The organism is Pseudovibrio sp. JE062, assembly GCF_000156235.1.
Taxonomy (GTDB): Bacteria; Pseudomonadota; Alphaproteobacteria; order Rhizobiales; family Stappiaceae; genus Pseudovibrio.
In genome coordinates this window covers 52,317-67,046 of sequence record NZ_DS996820.1, presented here as the reverse complement: position 1 = coordinate 67,046, position 14,730 = coordinate 52,317, and the positions used below count along the sequence as shown (strand labels likewise).

The window sequence follows — 14,730 nt, the reverse complement described above, 5'->3', positions numbered from 1 at the left end:
TGAAGAATAGCAGGAAAATATGTTGCAAGAGGGTGGGGTTTGGTTTAATTACCTCACTTCATTAAATGCAACACCCTGTTGTTACACAGTTTGAGAGGTCACGCCATGCAGTTTGGGTATGCTCGCATCTCCACTATGGAGCAGAATGAAGCACGGCAGGTTGAGGCGCTGAGAGAGTATGGCATCAAAGCGGATGCTATTCTCGTTGATAAAGCTTCAGGTGTGACCCGCGACCGCCCAGCGCTGAGCGAGCTTATGACCAAGCTGCGTGAAGGGGATGAGGTGGCTGTAGTCTCAATGGATCGCCTTGCCCGCTCCCTGATCGATCTACAAGCACTGGTGAAGGAGATCACAGATAAGGGTGCTGCTATCCGCTTCCTGAAAGAAGGGCAGTATTTCTCTGGCGACAAACAAGACCCAATGGCTACCCTCATGCTTGGCGTTCTGGGTGCAGTTGCACAGTTTGAGCGTGACATCATCAAGCAGCGGCAGTCTGAAGGCATTGAAGCAGCGAAGGAGCGTGGGGTCTACAAAGGCGGCAAGCCTACGATTGATCGCAAGAGAGTGGCTGTGTTGCTTAAACAAGGCATGAACAAGAGTGCCATTGCACGGATGCTTAAGGTAGATCGCACCAGCATTATTCGTATTACGAAAGAGTTGGAGAAGGCAGCAAACTGATGGGACCAACTAATTGAGTTCCACCATTAGGGAAGGCCCCCTTAGGCTATATAGCTAATGCTATTCTCCTCACCCACTCTCCAGAGAGTGGATGTGAACTTAAGTTAAATAGCTTAAGTTATAGGCTTCAGGCTCTTTCATCTTGATTGGTGGAGAGGTCTTAGATGCACAAGCTCAGCCCAACGACCTTTCTTAATAAGCCCATGCCCTGCCTTAATTGGTGGGGCTATTTTTTTCTTGCTCAGATATGACCGTGTGAAGTGCCCCATCCTCAATAGATGTAGGCAAGTAATCTCACCGCCTCTCTCTACATGCTCAATGCACCTTCAAGTGTCAGGCAAGCTCGCAGAGTAGCGCTCACAATGACCTGCCATTAGGCCAGCCAGAGAGACAGGAAGCGACTCAGCAACTCTTAAAATAGCTTCTGTATCGTCAGAATCTTTCAAGATAGCCTGAGTACTTTATTTAATGGACACCATTAGAAGGGCCTATGCTGTTAGCTATAGTTATATACATAGCTATACATGGTCCATGCTGTCTGTAAGTGAGTAGGATGATAGGCTTAGGCTTCCAACTTTTGCTTAGCAATAGTGAGTGACAGTAGCTTCACAGACCCACTAACTTCTATACTCAAGTTAACATCAAAGCATGTTCTACGATTACCATAGCGCCCTTTAGGTCTGGGTTAGCAATGCCGTGAGCTAACTTATTGTTTTAGATGTTGAGTATGTCCTGATGGTATTTGATGGACACCATAGCTAAAGCTTCGAACTTAAGAACTACCTTCTCACTAAGAGAAGTAGAGAGAACTAAAGCTAAGAAACTTAAGCTAAGAGGCAGAAGTTTCTTGCAGTGACCCTATTCTTTTCAGGTTGGGAACTGGGAAGCTCAAGGTCGCATCTGACTTATGAAGAGTGTCTTCAAGGAGTGAGGCATATATTGGGTCTTCAAGTCTCTAAAGCCTTTTTGCCTAACATTTGTTGGTAGAGAATATGAGAGACCATAGGGAGATTCAGAGTTCACTCGCTATGTAGCTCAGCTGCCTCTAAGAAATCACCCCGAATACGCTTTTGCCTTACTCCCCGTGCTCGCCTTGTTCGATATGTTAGGTGCTGTTGCACAGTTTGAGCGGGACATCATGAAGCTGCGGCTGGCTGGGGGTAGTGAAGGGGCGATTAAGGCGGAACAAAGCAACATCCAATCCCCACGCTTCATTTTAGCTTTCGGATTTATTGTTTTTGATACCAGAAGTGTAATTTCAGTCCTGACGCATTTTCCGTTGCAGCTCTAACTGCTTGTGTCTTGTAAAGGTGACATCACAGAAAGGATCCAACCGCTTGATCTTGTTACAGAGACTTGTTACTTTCACCTAAATCGCAATCGGCGTAACTGGTTGAATTTAAAGGGTTAAGAGGTGTCATGGAGACATTCCCTGTCTCTCCGCCATTACTTCCCTCGAAAAGCAAAATAAATCAACGCCAACTGGCGCCGCTTTTCTGCGTTTGTTTTCCTCTCATCATCCCCCATCACCGCCCACGATACTGCTCAATCACGTGTACGATCCGGTCCGTCATCATCCGCACCTCGGGTAGGTGCCGTCGGTCATCATGCATTGTTACCCATTGGAACTTGGTCAGTTCCTCAATCACCGGTCCGCACCGCCGCAGTTGAGGCGCGGTATCCCCTAAGAAGCACGGCAGAATGGAAACGCCCGCGCCTGCGCACAGCATGTCCAGCAGGGTGTGTTGAGAGCTCACCTGCATCACCATCTCACTGCCATGGTGCTCCAGCAGCCAGCGGGAGGAGTTTGTGGTCGCGAACTCCGGTGCGATGCCGAGCCACCGCTCCATCACCGCCTCATCAGCTCCAACCGCCACATAAGGCGCGAACTCCACAGGTGGCAGACGCTTGCTCGCCAGCCCGATCTCCGCTGGAGGTGAACTGCGCAGCCCAATATCAATCTCGCGCTTTTTGATGTTCAGCCGGTCCTCGCTGGTAATGAACACCACCTCGAACCCATCATCCGGTTTGCACAGCGCACCAATATGCATGCTGAGAAACTTCATCGTCCAGCTGCCGGCAGAAACCCGAACCTGCGGCCTGCGGGATTTCGCGCTCAGCCACTGCTCAAACCCGGCATAGGCACACTGAAACGGCTCCAGCTGCTCCAGAACATCATGCCCATCTTCGGTCAGCACATACCCGGCCTGCACCCGGTCAAACAGCTTCAGTCCCACATCCTCTTCCAGCTGCTGCATACGACGGCTGAGCGTGGCGGGACTGCACGACAGCCTCTGCGCCGCTTCACTCAGCGTACCGCAAGCCGCAAGCACGAGGAATGCATTGAGATTATCCAGCAATCGAACCTTCATTTTTGAAAACTGCTTTTGAAATTTGGCCGCTATTCGGCAGGAAGAACACGAGGAAAGATAGTGCGTACTCCCGAGAAGTGGAAGCCGGTTCTCGGACAAGAGTACGCAGAAAGAAAGAATGGAGCGACACTAGGCCTGGAAGAGGCGGTTGCTCCACGCAGTTCTCCTCAATGAAAAGAAGCCAGAATGTTGATTTTTCCACTTCGCGAACCTGAAAAGCACCCCAAGAACCCAACGCGCCAGCAGCTGGAAGATTACTACACCAACTACGCCAGCGCCTGCGCACGGCCTTACTACATCGCTCTGGCCTCCATCATGGCCGGCCTTTTCGTACTGTTCTGCCTCTTCAGCGCATAACACTGACCTGCGGAGTGCGTTACTCACCGCAGGCCAGCAGGGTGCACGCACAGGCGGACCACCGGTCGCTAGCAGACCACATGCACGGGGCGGCTGAACAAAGGGTTGCGAGGCACCGCCCACAGCGCTTCAAAAGCACTGCGTGAGCACCGGCACAGTGAAACGGCACACCTCAACAGGGAAGATAAACTCTAAGCAAGGCGCACCAACGCAGCCGAACAGGGCAGGGGGCTCAGCGCCCCGCGCCCAACCCGTTACTCAAGAAGCGTCAAGGTTGTGTTGATTGGCTGTGGGTCGACGACCCGCTGTAAAACCCCACAGGTCTTTCTCAGCGCTTCCAGGCGGTCTCGCAAGGCATAATGCAAAGTGAACAAAGCATCCCGTTCGCTGCTCTGGTTCATCCGCTCACTCAGCACAAGCTGCTGAAAATAAGCCAGATTCTCAAGGTCAGAGACAGCAATGAGTACTTCATCTAGTTCATTGTCGATAGTATTTGTGGCGCTCTGCGCGCAGGCGGTATCGTCCATTCCAATCCCCTTACTGACTAGGGTGTTGAAGAACCGCAGCACCAAAGAGCATTTGGAGACCCGTTGGCGAGCGGGAGGCCAAAAACCTGAGTCAGACAGGCGGGCTTATTCCCTCCCGAAGGAGGTGTTGTATTCACCGCCCTCCCGCTCATAGCAAAGGGTTTGCGCACTATAAGATAGGCACAAAAAAACCGCTAGACTACGGGAGCGGGTACCGCTGACTTTAGAGGTTTTGGACCTCACATATGAGTGTGAAACACAACTCCACAACCTGTCAACGCCCAAACCCAAAACCTCCCCCACTCATGCATTTCTGCAACGGTTGGGTGAAAGACTTCCTTCAACGTTTTGAACACGCCGCCCCCACGGCGTCATCCCGGGCGAAGACCCGGGACCCATTCCACCTCTCCACCAACGCCACACTCGCCAATCAATAAAGCCCTCACCACAAACACCCGAAAGTGCCCCAAGCACAGCACTCACGCCAAAACCCAAAACGGTTCCCCTCGGTGTCATCCCGGCCCCCGAGCCGGGATCCATACCCCCTGCATTAACGGGTAAGTTTGCGCAGTAGCGACAAAGGAATGCCAACTGCATACTCAGTGCATGCCTTATTACATGTACATTCTGGCGAGCCGAAAGCATGGGACACTCTACACGGGCGTAACCAATAACCTGCCGGAGCGTGTGCATCAGCATAAGACCAAGATGAACTCCGGCTTTACGGCAAAGTATGGCGTTTCCAAGCTTGTTTACTATGAGCTCTACGAAGAACCGCATGAGGCTATCCGCAAAGAAAAACAGGTAAAACGCTGGCGACGGGACTGGAAAATTCAAGCCATCGAAGAGATGAACCCTCATTGGGAAGACTTGTCACTCTCATTGCACTTTGAGCATACGTAAGTGGTTATAGATCCCGGCTCCTTGGCCGGGATGACACCAGAGGTGACCGCTCTGCTCATCATTGCCACTGTAAAGCCAGCCCCGCCTCAAGCCACAGTGCCCTCACACCCCATGCTTCCCCTCAGAGCCTGCAACTCTTAAAAACCACATCCCCTCCCGGTGTCATCCCGGGCGCAGACCCGGGACCCATACCCCCGGTCTCAGCGGGCAATGTCAGGCAACAGCAACAGGGCACAACCTTCCTCAGCATCCGCCGTTTCAACAATCGCCTTCAGTCATCAAATGAAGTCCGCATTAGCAATAAAGGAGGTGCACCGAGAGGCTTCGTCTCGCTCCCTGCATTACTCAGCACCGCATGTGGTTATAGATCCCGGCTCCTTGGCCGGGATGACACCGGAGGCGACCGCTCTGCTCATCAGTTCCACTGCAAAGCCAGCCCCACCGCAAACCACAGCGTCCTCACACCCCATGCTTCCCCTCAAAGCCTGCAACCCTGAAAGCCGCACATCCTCTCCCGGTGTCATCCCGGGCGCAGACCCGGGATCCATCTCCCCAGTCTCAGCGGGCAACGTCAGGCAGCAGCAACAGGACGCAACCTTCCTCAGCATCTGCCATTTCAGCAGACGCCTTCAATCATCAAATGAAGCTCGCAATAGGAAAAGGGGAGGTGATCAGGAGATCCCGTCTCCCTCCCTGCATTACTCAACACCGCATGTGGTTATAGATCCCGGCTCTTTGGCCGGGATGACACCGGAGGCGACCGCTCTTCTCATCAATGCCACTGCAAAGCCAACCCCACCCCACCTCAAATCACAGTGCCCTTACATTCCATGCTTCCTCTCAGAACCTGCGACTCTGAAAGCCCCACATCCCCTCCCGGTGTCATCCCGGGCTGAGACCCGGGATCCATACCCCTGGTCTCAGCCGAATGATAAGAACGCTCGATAATGACAAATCTCTGTGTCGTTGGGCAAACTTAGTTCTTGCCTCTAAACTCCTATCACCGAGTTGCAAATTAGTTATACTAACTCTCCGAAAATGCTGCGAATTTGTCTGCTAGGTGTTGGTTATGAAATACATTGCATGGGGTTTGCTCACAGTTGTCACTGGGCTCATTTTTTGGTTGGCACTTATCTTTGTTGTAAGCTTCCCGCAACTAAATGGCGTCTTGCTGAATGATACCATTCAAATCGAAGCGACATTCAAGGATTTCACTTGGGTGGAGTTTGTAGCTGCATTCGGTACATTCGGTGCGGCAGTTGCCGCAGCCATCTCGGCGTTTGCTGCGAATAAGTCTTCTAAGTTAAGTGAAGCCACGCTCCTCGAAATGAAGCAGCAAAGAAAAAGTGCCGAGGAAATAGCTGAAACTCATCGAAAAAGTTCAGAAGCGATCGCGGCAAATCAAGAGCTGGCAGATCGTAAAAGGTTGGATGATCTTGCTGGAGCAGATCGGGCAATGATATCTTTTGCATTGTCAGGCTTATGCAACTTCTTCTCGCTGGCTGCAGGATTTTACGGAAGGCTTTGGGAGGTCAGCGGAAATGAACACGGGACTGCGGATGCCACGCCTGAAACACTTGAGCGAGCTTCTATAGCCCAACTGGAGCTTCCATACAGAGAGCTTGAACTAATGCGAGCTGCTCTTGCAACAAACCCAGAAAAACATCAGGAAATTAGTCAGATACTTTCGACGGTGCAAATCGTAATTGGTCGCCATAATGCGATTCAGAATGATGTGTCTGAACACTGTGGCGCAAGTATTGGTTGTTTCTCAGAGGTTTTGGAGATTGCAGAGGCTTATGCAATGACAGCCGCGCTTTTCAGCTGGGCACGCTTTGAGACGGAGGAGAAAGGCCAGCTTCCAGATCCTGTTGGCAATGCGCTACATAACATGCGTTTAGAGTACAAATTTATGGATGCATTTTTTGCTTGGCGTAAGACTTGAGTGAAAGAGGAGGTGGTCGACCTTGAACAAGTTTAGCTTTTTCTGCTACCCTCCGCGCACCACCACCAATCCTCAAAGGATTCCCAATGCCGCTGCGCGTGCACATCGCTGAAAAGATCACCGCCCGTGTCCATGATGGTCCGGCGTGTGGGCGATTTATGCGCTTGGCTTAACGCTCCCTGATACGAGTGAGAACCGCACCGCAGAGCCACTGTGCTCGCCGTTTGTGCGCCCTCACTTGAGCCATGAGCGTTTAGGCAGCGGGGCAGGGCGTGGCATCCCACGTGCCGCCTCAACGATGCGAAGAGCCAGAATTCCTCAGATTCCGATGAAAAACGGGAGTATTGAGGAAATCTAAGAGCCTGATTATCAATCAGCCCCTTTATTGCGCTGCCCGCATTCGTTAAAAGACCTCCACGAATTTTATCTGCCCGGCTGTGACTCGAACTGTGCGCAGCTGCTGGCACATGCAAACCCTTGAGGGATTATGTCCGACCTCGAAACACTCGAAGCCGAGATTAACACCGCGATTGCCGGTGCTGACTCCGAAGCCGCACTGGAAGACGTGCGCGTTGCCGCCCTTGGCAAAAAGGGCAGCGTTTCTGAAAAAATGAAAACGCTTGGCAAGATGACCCCGGAAGAGCGCAAGGAAATGGGTCCAGCGCTCAACGGCCTGAAAAACCGCGTGGGTGAGGCGATCGCTGCCCGCAAAGAGGTGCTGAAAGAAGAAGCACTCAACGCGCGCCTCGCCTCTGAAACCGTTGATGTGAGCCAGCCACTGCGCACCACACCGGCAGAAGAAGGCCGCATCCACCCGATCTCTCAGGTGACTGACGAGCTGATCGCCATCTTCGCCGACATGGGCTTCTCCGTGGCTGAAGGCCCGGACGTTGAGACAGATGAGCTGAACTTCACCGCGCTGAACTTCCCGGAAGGCCACCCGGCACGCGAAATGCATGACACCTTCTTCTTCAACGAGAAGGAAGACGGCGAACGCATGCTGCTGCGCACGCACACATCCCCAGTGCAGATCCGCACCATGCGCAACCAGCAGCCACCAATCCGCGTGATTATGCCGGGCCGCACATACCGTTGTGACAGCGACCAGACCCACACACCAATGTTCCACCAGATGGAAGGCCTCGTGATCGACAAGACCACGCATATCGGCCACCTGAAAGGCACATTGGAAGAGTTCCTGAAGTCCTTCTTCGAAGTGGACGATGTAGAGCTGCGCTTCCGCCCAAGCTTCTTCCCGTTCACCGAACCTTCCATGGAAGTGGACGTGAAGTGCGACCGCTCCGGCGCTGAAGTAAAAATCGGCACCGGTAACGACTGGATGGAAATCCTCGGCTGCGGCATGGTGCATCCAAACGTTCTGCGCAACTGTGGTCTGGACCCGGATGTCTACCAGGGCTTCGCATGGGGCATCGGTATTGACCGCCTCGCCATGCTGAAATACGGCATGAACGACCTGCGCGCCTTCTTCGATGCTGACATCCGCTGGATTAAGCACTACGGCTTCCGCCCACTGGACATTCCATCCCTGATGGCCGGTCTTTCCAAGTAATTTGGTCCAAACGTAAAGAGCAGAAAAATGAAATTCACCCTTTCCTGGCTCAAGGACCATCTTGAGACCGATGCAAGCCTTGATGAAATTGTTGAGCGCCTGACGCTGATCGGGCTGGAAGTGGAAGAAATCACCAATCCAGCGGATCGCCTCGGCACATTCAAGATTGCCCGCGTTCTGGAAGCTGAACAGCATCCAAATGCAGACCGTCTGCGCGTGCTGAAAGTGGACACCGGCGAAGGTGATCCGCTGCAGGTTGTCTGCGGCGCACCAAACGCGCGCAAAGGTCTGGTTGGCGTCTTCGCAAAACCGGGCGACTATGTCCCTGGTCTCGATGTAACCCTGTCCGTCGGTAAAATCCGTGACGTAGAAAGCTACGGCATGATGGCCTCCGAGCGCGAGCTGGAGTTATCCGACGAACACGACGGCATCATCGACCTGCCAGAAGACGCACCAGTCGGCGTTCCATATGTTGAATATGCTGGTCTGGATGATCCGGTCATCGAAATCGGTCTGACTCCAAACCGCTCCGACTGTGCAAGCGTGTTCGGTATTGCGCGTGATTTGGCTGCTTCCGGCTTAGGAACGCTAAAAACCCCGCAAAAAACGCAAATCAACGCACATAGCAACGCAAACGACCTAAAAGTTGTTTTGGATCTAGGGGATAGCCCGGAACACTGCCCTGCATTTGGCTACCGTGTGGTCCGTGGCATCAAAAACGGCCCGTCTCCAAAGTGGATGCAGAAGCGTCTGGTTGCTATCGGTCTGCGCCCGATTAATGCCCTCGTGGACATCACCAACTATATGACCTTCGATCAGGGCCGCCCGCTGCATGTCTTTGATGCAGATAAGGTTTCCGGCAACCTGACCATCCGTCACGGTAAAACCGGCGAGGAACTTGTTGGCCTCGACGGAAAAACTTATTCCGTAGACGAGAGCGTCGTGGTCATCTCCGATGACAACGGTCTGGAGTCCCTCGGCGGAATTATGGGTGGAGAATCAACAGGTTGTGACGAAAACACTGCCAATGTGGTGATCGAAAGCGCTCTGTGGGATCCCCTCAACATCGCCCGCTCCGGTCGTAAACTGGGAGTATCTACCGACGCACGCTACCGCTTCGAGCGCGGTGTAGACCCTGCGTACATGGTGGAAGGCCTTGAAGTTGCTACCAAAATGGTCATGGACCTTTGTGGCGGCGGCGAAGCATCCGACACCCACGTTGTAGGAGAAGTGCCTCAGGAAGAGCGCATTATCGACTTCCCACTCAGCGAAGTAAAGCGCCTCTCCGGTCTGGAAGTATCCCACGGCGAGATCAAAGCTATCCTCTCCCTGCTGGGCTTCTGGGTCGCTGGCAACGGCGATGTGGTCAAGGTTTCTCCTCCAAGCTGGCGTCCGGACGTACACGGAAAAGCTGATTTGGTAGAAGAGGTTATGCGCATTGTCGGCATCGATAAAGTGCCAACTGCTACCCTGCCGCGCATGGAGCCTGTCTCTCAGAAGGTTCTGACTGTTAGCCAAATCCGCCGCTCCAATGCCCGCCGCGCCCTCGCTGCACGCGGTATGGACGAAGCCGTTCTGTGGTCCTTCATTCCAAAAGCCCACGCAGAACACTTCGGCGGTGGTAACCCTGTGTTATCATTGGCAAATCCGATTTCATCCGACATGTCCGACATGCGTCCGTCCCTGCTGCCTGGCCTGCTCACCGCAGCTCAGCGCAACGCCGACCGCGGCTACGCAGACGTCGCTCTGTTCGAAGTCGGTCAAGTCTTTGAAAACGATAGCGAAAAAGGCCAGAAGATGGTCATCGCCGGCATCCGCCGTGGTACCGCCAAACCAACCGGTTCTGGTCGCCACTGGTCTGGAAACGCTGAAAACATTGATGTTTTCGACGCGAAGGCAGATGCGGGTGCGGTACTGCAGTCTATCGGTGCACAGGTAGGCAACCTGATGGTCTTCACCGATGCCCCATCCTACTACCACCCAGGCCGCTCCGGCGCCCTCAAAATGGGCCCGAAAAACACCCTGGCATACTTCGGTGAGATCCACCCTAAGACCTTGGAAGCATTGGACATTGAAGGCCCGCTCGTGGCATTTGAAGTCTTCATCGACGCTGTGCCTCAGCCGAAGAAGAAAGCAACCAAATCCAAGGGTGCGCTGAATGCCGCTGATCTTATGCCGGTAAAACGGGACTTTGCGTTCCTGGTAGACAGCTCTACCCCGGTAGAAAAGCTGCTGAAAGCCGCTAAGGGTGCAGATAAAGCATTGATCACAAACGTGAATCTCTTCGATATCTACGAAGGGCAGGGCGTGCCGGAAGGCCAGCGCTCTCTCGCGATCGATGTAACCCTGCAGCCGACCAAGAAGACCCTCACCGATGAGGATATCGAGGCGGTCTCAAACAAGATTGTTGCGTCCGTTCAAAAGGCTACCGGCGGTACCCTGCGCGGATAACTCCCGCTGAACAACGCTGATAAACATGAAAAACGCGGATTCCGGAAAAATCTGGAATCCGCGTTTTTTATTGAGAAATCGGGAAAATGAGGCCAACAGGCGAGGGCATAACTGCACTGGCCAACGGGAATAACACTTCACCGCCAAAGCCCAGCCACCACACGCCCAACAGAACCCTCAGCAACAACCGCCCTAAGCCTCCGCAGCGCCCTCAGTAGCCTCCGTCACCTCATCCGGCACAATCGCCTCAGAGATCACGCTCGCATGCCCGCAGAAGCCGCGGCGACGGCGGCGTTGCATGCGTTGACAGTCCTCGTCACTGAGCTCGCTCTCCGGCTTGCAGGATCCCTTGGCCGAACCAGCAGCGCCCTCAATCTTCAGCGCCAGCCCCTCGCTCAGCGCTGTGGCAACCACCGTGCGTGCGTGAGAAACCAGCCGTGAAAATGTAGGCCGTGAAATCCCCATAAGATCCGCCGCTGCAGCATGTTCCAGCCCTTCGGCATCTGCCAGCCGCAACGCCTCCATCCCGTCTTCACTCAGCACAGCAGCGTGAAGCTGGCGCAAAGGCACCCCCTGCGGCTTGAAGAACTGAGCACCCGAAGCTCCATGAATGCGGCGTGGTTTTCTTGGTCGTGGCATAACAAACACTCCTTATTATGAGCATATGTTCATTATAGTGCGCCTCTAAATCCAAGCTGACAAGTTAGGAAATGAACATATGCTCATAACCAATCCCGCACAGCACCCCGCATTAAGGGCATAACTCCACAAACCAACGGGCATAAACACCAAAAGCGCCCGACACTTACGCGCCAGACGCCCAAATCCGATGAAAAATCTATGCTACATGTTCGCGGTGATAAGTCCGGTGCGGACCTCGTCCTCCACCTCAATCATGGTGTAGTTCTTCAGCAATCCATCACGGTCAAAAAACAGGGCCACTTCCTTGGTGGTCACATCTTGTCCGCTGGCAAGCAGATCAACCACAGGAATGAAGTTCTCAACCTTCGCCTGCGTCCGTACATGCCTGTATTTCCAGATCTCATTGCCGCTGTCGGTGAAGTCCGTCGTGTTCGGATCGCCAAGGGCAACGCGCACATCTTCCTTGGTGGTCTTGCCAGTCTCCAGCTGCCCATCCAATCCCTCACGGGTCAAATGGCGAAGACTTTCATTGCCCACAGAAGCGCAGCCGGAAACGCCAAGGCCAAGCCCCAGAGCGAGGATAACATGCACAATCCGCAAACTTATGCCCCTTTGCGTTGGTTTGCGTTGGTTTGTGAAGGCCAACGCACCGCGAGGTCTTATCCGATGGGAATAGACCTTCGTTCTCTTAATTGAGCGTGGCCTCATATAAGAGCGCTGTAAACCTGAGATAAGACTCGTGTCATATCTATCAAGGGTAATCTGGAGAGGGAATTAATCGAATAATTTCAGCGTATTAGAGAGAAGGGCGCTTTGCAGCTGCACCAATGCCGGCAAAACAACCTGCACCCAGCATGTGGAAGATCCCATCACAAACGCGCGAGCATAAAACGGGCATAACACGTCACCCATCATTTTGCGTTGCTATGTGCAACTTTGCGTTTTTCTGCGTTCCTATGGAAATTGGTAGAGCGGTACCACCCAAACCGACGCGCCCCCCGCAAAAAGGAGAATAAGTGCTCTGAGAAAAAGCCTTGGGCAGCCCATCATTCCCGCCGCCCAAAACCAAACTTATCCCCGCAAGGGCTTACTGGTTCGCGTTAATCAACCCAGTGCGCACTTCGCTGTCAGTCTCCAGCATGGTGTAGTTTTTCAAAATACCACGGCTGTTGAAGAACAAGGCCAGCTCTTTCTTCTGCAGATCCTGACCACCAGCCAGAATGTCGACTACAGGAATGAAGTTCTCAACCTTCGGCTGGGAGCGCACGTGCTGGTACTTCCAGATCTCGTTGCCGCTATCGCTGAAGTCTACAGTGTCCGGGCTGCCAAACAGTTTGGCCACATCGTCCTTGGTGGTTTTGCCCTTGGTCAACTTGGTCGCAACAGTCGCAGCTGTCTCTTTACGAATGTTCTCGTTGCCAACAGATGCACAAGCAGCAAGAGATGCTGCCAGCGCAACAGAAATCATGATTTTCGTGAAACGCAAAGTAATCCCCATCAGGCCTGGCGTCAGCTGGCCTGTATTCCAAAACGGCCCCAACACTAACCGGGAATCCGCAACTTATAATAGAAACTCCCCTACCAGATATGCGGGGCACATGCCATTGGTTTTAATCAAGGAGCCAGTTAAACTTAAGATTGAGCGCGCTGCCGATTATCGACGTTTTCCTGCAGCCCCACAACGCCCCCCTCGAGCCACCTCTCTGCCGTCATCCCGCACTCGATGCGGGACCCAGCTGAAACCCACCAAGAACAATGCATTGGCTATTTCGTGATGTTGTCGCTTCATCTTCATCGTCGCAAACTAGGTCATGACCTATTACGTGTACATGACAGCAAGCCGCAGAAATGGGACGCTTTACACCGGCGTCACCAATGATCTGGTAAGGCGTGTTCATGAGCATCGCGAAAAAATAGCAACATCCTTCACAGCGCAGTATGGCGTTTCCCAACTGGTGTACTTTGAAGAGTTTGAGCGGATCGGAGACGCAATCGCCCGGGAGAAGAAACTAAAACGCTGGCGACGGGCATGGAAGATCGACCTGATTGAAAACCTCAACCCCACTTGGCAGGACTTGTATCTCTAACTAACCCGGTAGTCCTCCACCGTCATCCCGCACAAGCGCAGCGCGATGCGGGACCCAGAGTGGTGGGGCAAAGACATTGCGCTTAAGAATGCAGCATGTCTTTCCACTGAATGCAGTGAGCGCCCAGCTGGGTCCCGCATCAGGTGCGGGATGACGACTGGGGGATACAGCCTAAGCCTCCACGCCAAATACTTGTTGCTCCATCATCAATCAACCACTTGCATAGGCAGTATGACGGCATGAGGGCTCGCACCTTGCGCCGTCCCAAGCTGTTGCTCTCGTGCACCAACGCTGCTGCACCAGCGCATCCGCTCAACAGGTGCTCCCAACCAACCTCGCCATGAAAAGAGTTGCCGCAGCATCCCCCTCCGCCGTCATCCCGCACAAGCGAAGCGCGATGCGGGACCCAAGGTGGTGAGGCAAAGAGGTTGCGTTTTGGAGGGCGGCATCACTTTCCACTGAATGCAGTGAGCGCCCAGCTAGGTCTCGCATCAGGTGCGGGATGACGGCTGGGGGCACGTCTAACCTCTTTCTGACTGATGCGATCATTCGCTAATGCTGCCGCTCGACAGGTGCTCCCAACCAACCTCGCCAAGCGCAGGACTGCCGCAGCATCCCCTTCCGCCGTCATCCCGCACAAGCGCAGCGCGATGCGGGACTCAGAGTAGTGAGGCAATGAGGTTGCGTTTTGGAGTGCAGCATGTCTTTCCGTCGAATGTGGTAAGCGCCCAGCTGGGTCCCGCATCAAGTGCGGGATGACGGCTGGGGGCACGTCTAACCTCTTTCTGAACTGATATCATCAATCGCCAACGCTGCCGCTCGACAAGTGGTCCCAACCAACCTCGCCAAAAAAGAACTTCCGCAGCACCCCTCCACCGTCATCCCGCACAAGCGTAGCGCGATGCGGGACCCAGGGTGGTGAGGCAAAGGCGTTGCGGTTTGGAGTGCAGCATCACTTTCCACCGAATGCAGTGAGCGCTCAGCTGGGTCCCGCATCGAGCGCGGGATGACGTCTTAAAGAAGCTCCTCTCCCCACCAAAACCGTCTCCCCACAGCCACACAACCCTTGCTCGTAATCCTTGCCCATTGACACCGCATGCATCTGGTTGCATGCTCTTGGGTGAGGCCCAAAACCTCTCACAACGCGGTACCCGCTCCCGTTAACTAGCGGATTTTTTGTGCCTTTTTTCCAAAAGTG

The 14,730-nt window shown here is 53.7% G+C and carries 13 protein-coding genes; 7 read left to right on the top strand and 6 right to left on the bottom strand.

The window, feature by feature from the left end; all coding sequences use genetic code 11:
- Positions 1-105: 105 nt before the first annotated feature.
- A complete protein-coding gene (locus PJE062_RS25560; protein WP_008553088.1) occupies positions 106-678 on the top strand; it encodes a recombinase family protein in 573 nt (190 codons plus the stop codon).
- A 1,526-nt stretch (positions 679-2,204) separates the two neighbouring features.
- On the opposite strand, the gene PJE062_RS25550 is transcribed toward PJE062_RS25560, so the two are convergent.
- Positions 2,205-3,050 (bottom strand): LysR family transcriptional regulator, encoded by an 846-nt coding sequence (locus PJE062_RS25550; protein ID WP_008553067.1) that lies wholly within the window; start codon positions 3,048-3,050, stop codon positions 2,205-2,207.
- A 186-nt stretch (positions 3,051-3,236) separates the two neighbouring features.
- On the opposite strand from PJE062_RS25550, the gene PJE062_RS26630 reads away from it, so the two are divergent.
- Positions 3,237-3,407: a hypothetical protein gene (locus PJE062_RS26630; protein WP_008553029.1), complete on the top strand. Its 171-nt coding sequence runs from the start codon at positions 3,237-3,239 to the stop codon at positions 3,405-3,407.
- A 254-nt stretch (positions 3,408-3,661) separates the two neighbouring features.
- Here PJE062_RS26630 and PJE062_RS25545 read toward each other — a convergent pair whose 3' ends face one another.
- On the bottom strand, positions 3,662-3,934 hold the full coding sequence (locus PJE062_RS25545) for a hypothetical protein (protein ID WP_008553036.1): 273 nt from the start codon (positions 3,932-3,934) through the stop codon (positions 3,662-3,664).
- Between the two features lie 606 nt (positions 3,935-4,540).
- On the opposite strand from PJE062_RS25545, the gene PJE062_RS25540 reads away from it, so the two are divergent.
- On the top strand, positions 4,541-4,837 hold the full coding sequence (locus PJE062_RS25540) for a GIY-YIG nuclease family protein (protein ID WP_037038264.1): 297 nt from the start codon (positions 4,541-4,543) through the stop codon (positions 4,835-4,837).
- Between the two features lie 341 nt (positions 4,838-5,178).
- Here the strand turns inward: PJE062_RS25540 and PJE062_RS25535 are convergent, their stop codons facing one another.
- The gene (locus PJE062_RS25535) at positions 5,179-5,343 is read right to left on the bottom strand and encodes a hypothetical protein (protein WP_157039350.1); all 165 of its coding nucleotides are present in this window, start codon (positions 5,341-5,343) and stop codon (positions 5,179-5,181) included.
- A 563-nt stretch (positions 5,344-5,906) separates the two neighbouring features.
- Here PJE062_RS25535 and PJE062_RS25530 point away from each other — a divergent pair.
- The 3 genes from PJE062_RS25530 (at position 5,907) to pheT (ending at position 10,803) form a co-directional block, all read left to right on the top strand.
- Positions 5,907-6,782, top strand: coding sequence for a hypothetical protein (locus tag PJE062_RS25530; RefSeq protein ID WP_008553060.1), 876 nt, complete (start codon positions 5,907-5,909; stop codon positions 6,780-6,782).
- 487 nt (positions 6,783-7,269) lie between these two features.
- Positions 7,270-8,352: a phenylalanine--tRNA ligase subunit alpha gene (gene pheS / locus PJE062_RS25525; protein WP_008553123.1), complete on the top strand. Its 1,083-nt coding sequence runs from the start codon at positions 7,270-7,272 to the stop codon at positions 8,350-8,352.
- A 27-nt stretch (positions 8,353-8,379) separates the two neighbouring features.
- The gene (gene pheT / locus PJE062_RS25520) at positions 8,380-10,803 is read left to right on the top strand and encodes a phenylalanine--tRNA ligase subunit beta (protein WP_008553140.1); all 2,424 of its coding nucleotides are present in this window, start codon (positions 8,380-8,382) and stop codon (positions 10,801-10,803) included.
- Positions 10,804-10,995: 192 nt separating this feature from the next.
- Here the strand turns inward: pheT and PJE062_RS25515 are convergent, their stop codons facing one another.
- The 3 genes from PJE062_RS25515 to bamE (PJE062_RS25505) all read right to left on the bottom strand — a co-directional run bounded on the left by PJE062_RS25515 (position 10,996) and on the right by bamE (PJE062_RS25505) (position 12,931).
- Positions 10,996-11,442 carry a DUF134 domain-containing protein gene (locus tag PJE062_RS25515; RefSeq protein WP_008553105.1) on the bottom strand — a complete coding sequence of 149 codons (447 nt, stop codon included), beginning with the start codon at positions 11,440-11,442 and terminating at the stop codon, positions 10,996-10,998.
- A 204-nt stretch (positions 11,443-11,646) separates the two neighbouring features.
- Entirely contained in the window at positions 11,647-12,036 is a 390-nt protein-coding gene (bamE, locus tag PJE062_RS25510; RefSeq protein ID WP_037038278.1) for an outer membrane protein assembly factor BamE, read from the bottom strand.
- Positions 12,037-12,532: 496 nt separating this feature from the next.
- Entirely contained in the window at positions 12,533-12,931 is a 399-nt protein-coding gene (gene bamE / locus PJE062_RS25505; RefSeq protein ID WP_208982490.1) for an outer membrane protein assembly factor BamE, read from the bottom strand.
- A gap of 325 nt (positions 12,932-13,256) precedes the next feature.
- On the opposite strand from bamE (PJE062_RS25505), the gene PJE062_RS25500 reads away from it, so the two are divergent.
- On the top strand, positions 13,257-13,532 hold the full coding sequence (locus PJE062_RS25500; protein ID WP_037038260.1) for a GIY-YIG nuclease family protein: 276 nt from the start codon (positions 13,257-13,259) through the stop codon (positions 13,530-13,532).
- Positions 13,533-14,730 lie beyond the last annotated feature (1,198 nt).

Excerpts from the sequence above, each read along its gene's own strand:
- PJE062_RS25560 (WP_008553088.1), top strand. The coding sequence starts at position 106 with ATGCAGTTTGGGTATGCTCGCATCTCCACTATGGAGCAGAATGAAGCA.
- PJE062_RS25550 (WP_008553067.1), bottom strand. The coding sequence starts at position 3,050 with ATGAAGGTTCGATTGCTGGATAATCTCAATGCATTCCTCGTGCTTGCG.
- PJE062_RS26630 (WP_008553029.1), top strand. The coding sequence starts at position 3,237 with ATGTTGATTTTTCCACTTCGCGAACCTGAAAAGCACCCCAAGAACCCA.
- PJE062_RS25545 (WP_008553036.1), bottom strand. The coding sequence starts at position 3,934 with ATGGACGATACCGCCTGCGCGCAGAGCGCCACAAATACTATCGACAAT.
- PJE062_RS25540 (WP_037038264.1), top strand. The coding sequence starts at position 4,541 with ATGCCTTATTACATGTACATTCTGGCGAGCCGAAAGCATGGGACACTC.
- PJE062_RS25530 (WP_008553060.1), top strand. The coding sequence starts at position 5,907 with ATGAAATACATTGCATGGGGTTTGCTCACAGTTGTCACTGGGCTCATT.
- pheS (WP_008553123.1), top strand. The coding sequence starts at position 7,270 with ATGTCCGACCTCGAAACACTCGAAGCCGAGATTAACACCGCGATTGCC.
- pheT (WP_008553140.1), top strand. The coding sequence starts at position 8,380 with ATGAAATTCACCCTTTCCTGGCTCAAGGACCATCTTGAGACCGATGCA.
- PJE062_RS25515 (WP_008553105.1), bottom strand. The coding sequence starts at position 11,442 with ATGCCACGACCAAGAAAACCACGCCGCATTCATGGAGCTTCGGGTGCT.
- PJE062_RS25500 (WP_037038260.1), top strand. The coding sequence starts at position 13,257 with ATGACCTATTACGTGTACATGACAGCAAGCCGCAGAAATGGGACGCTT.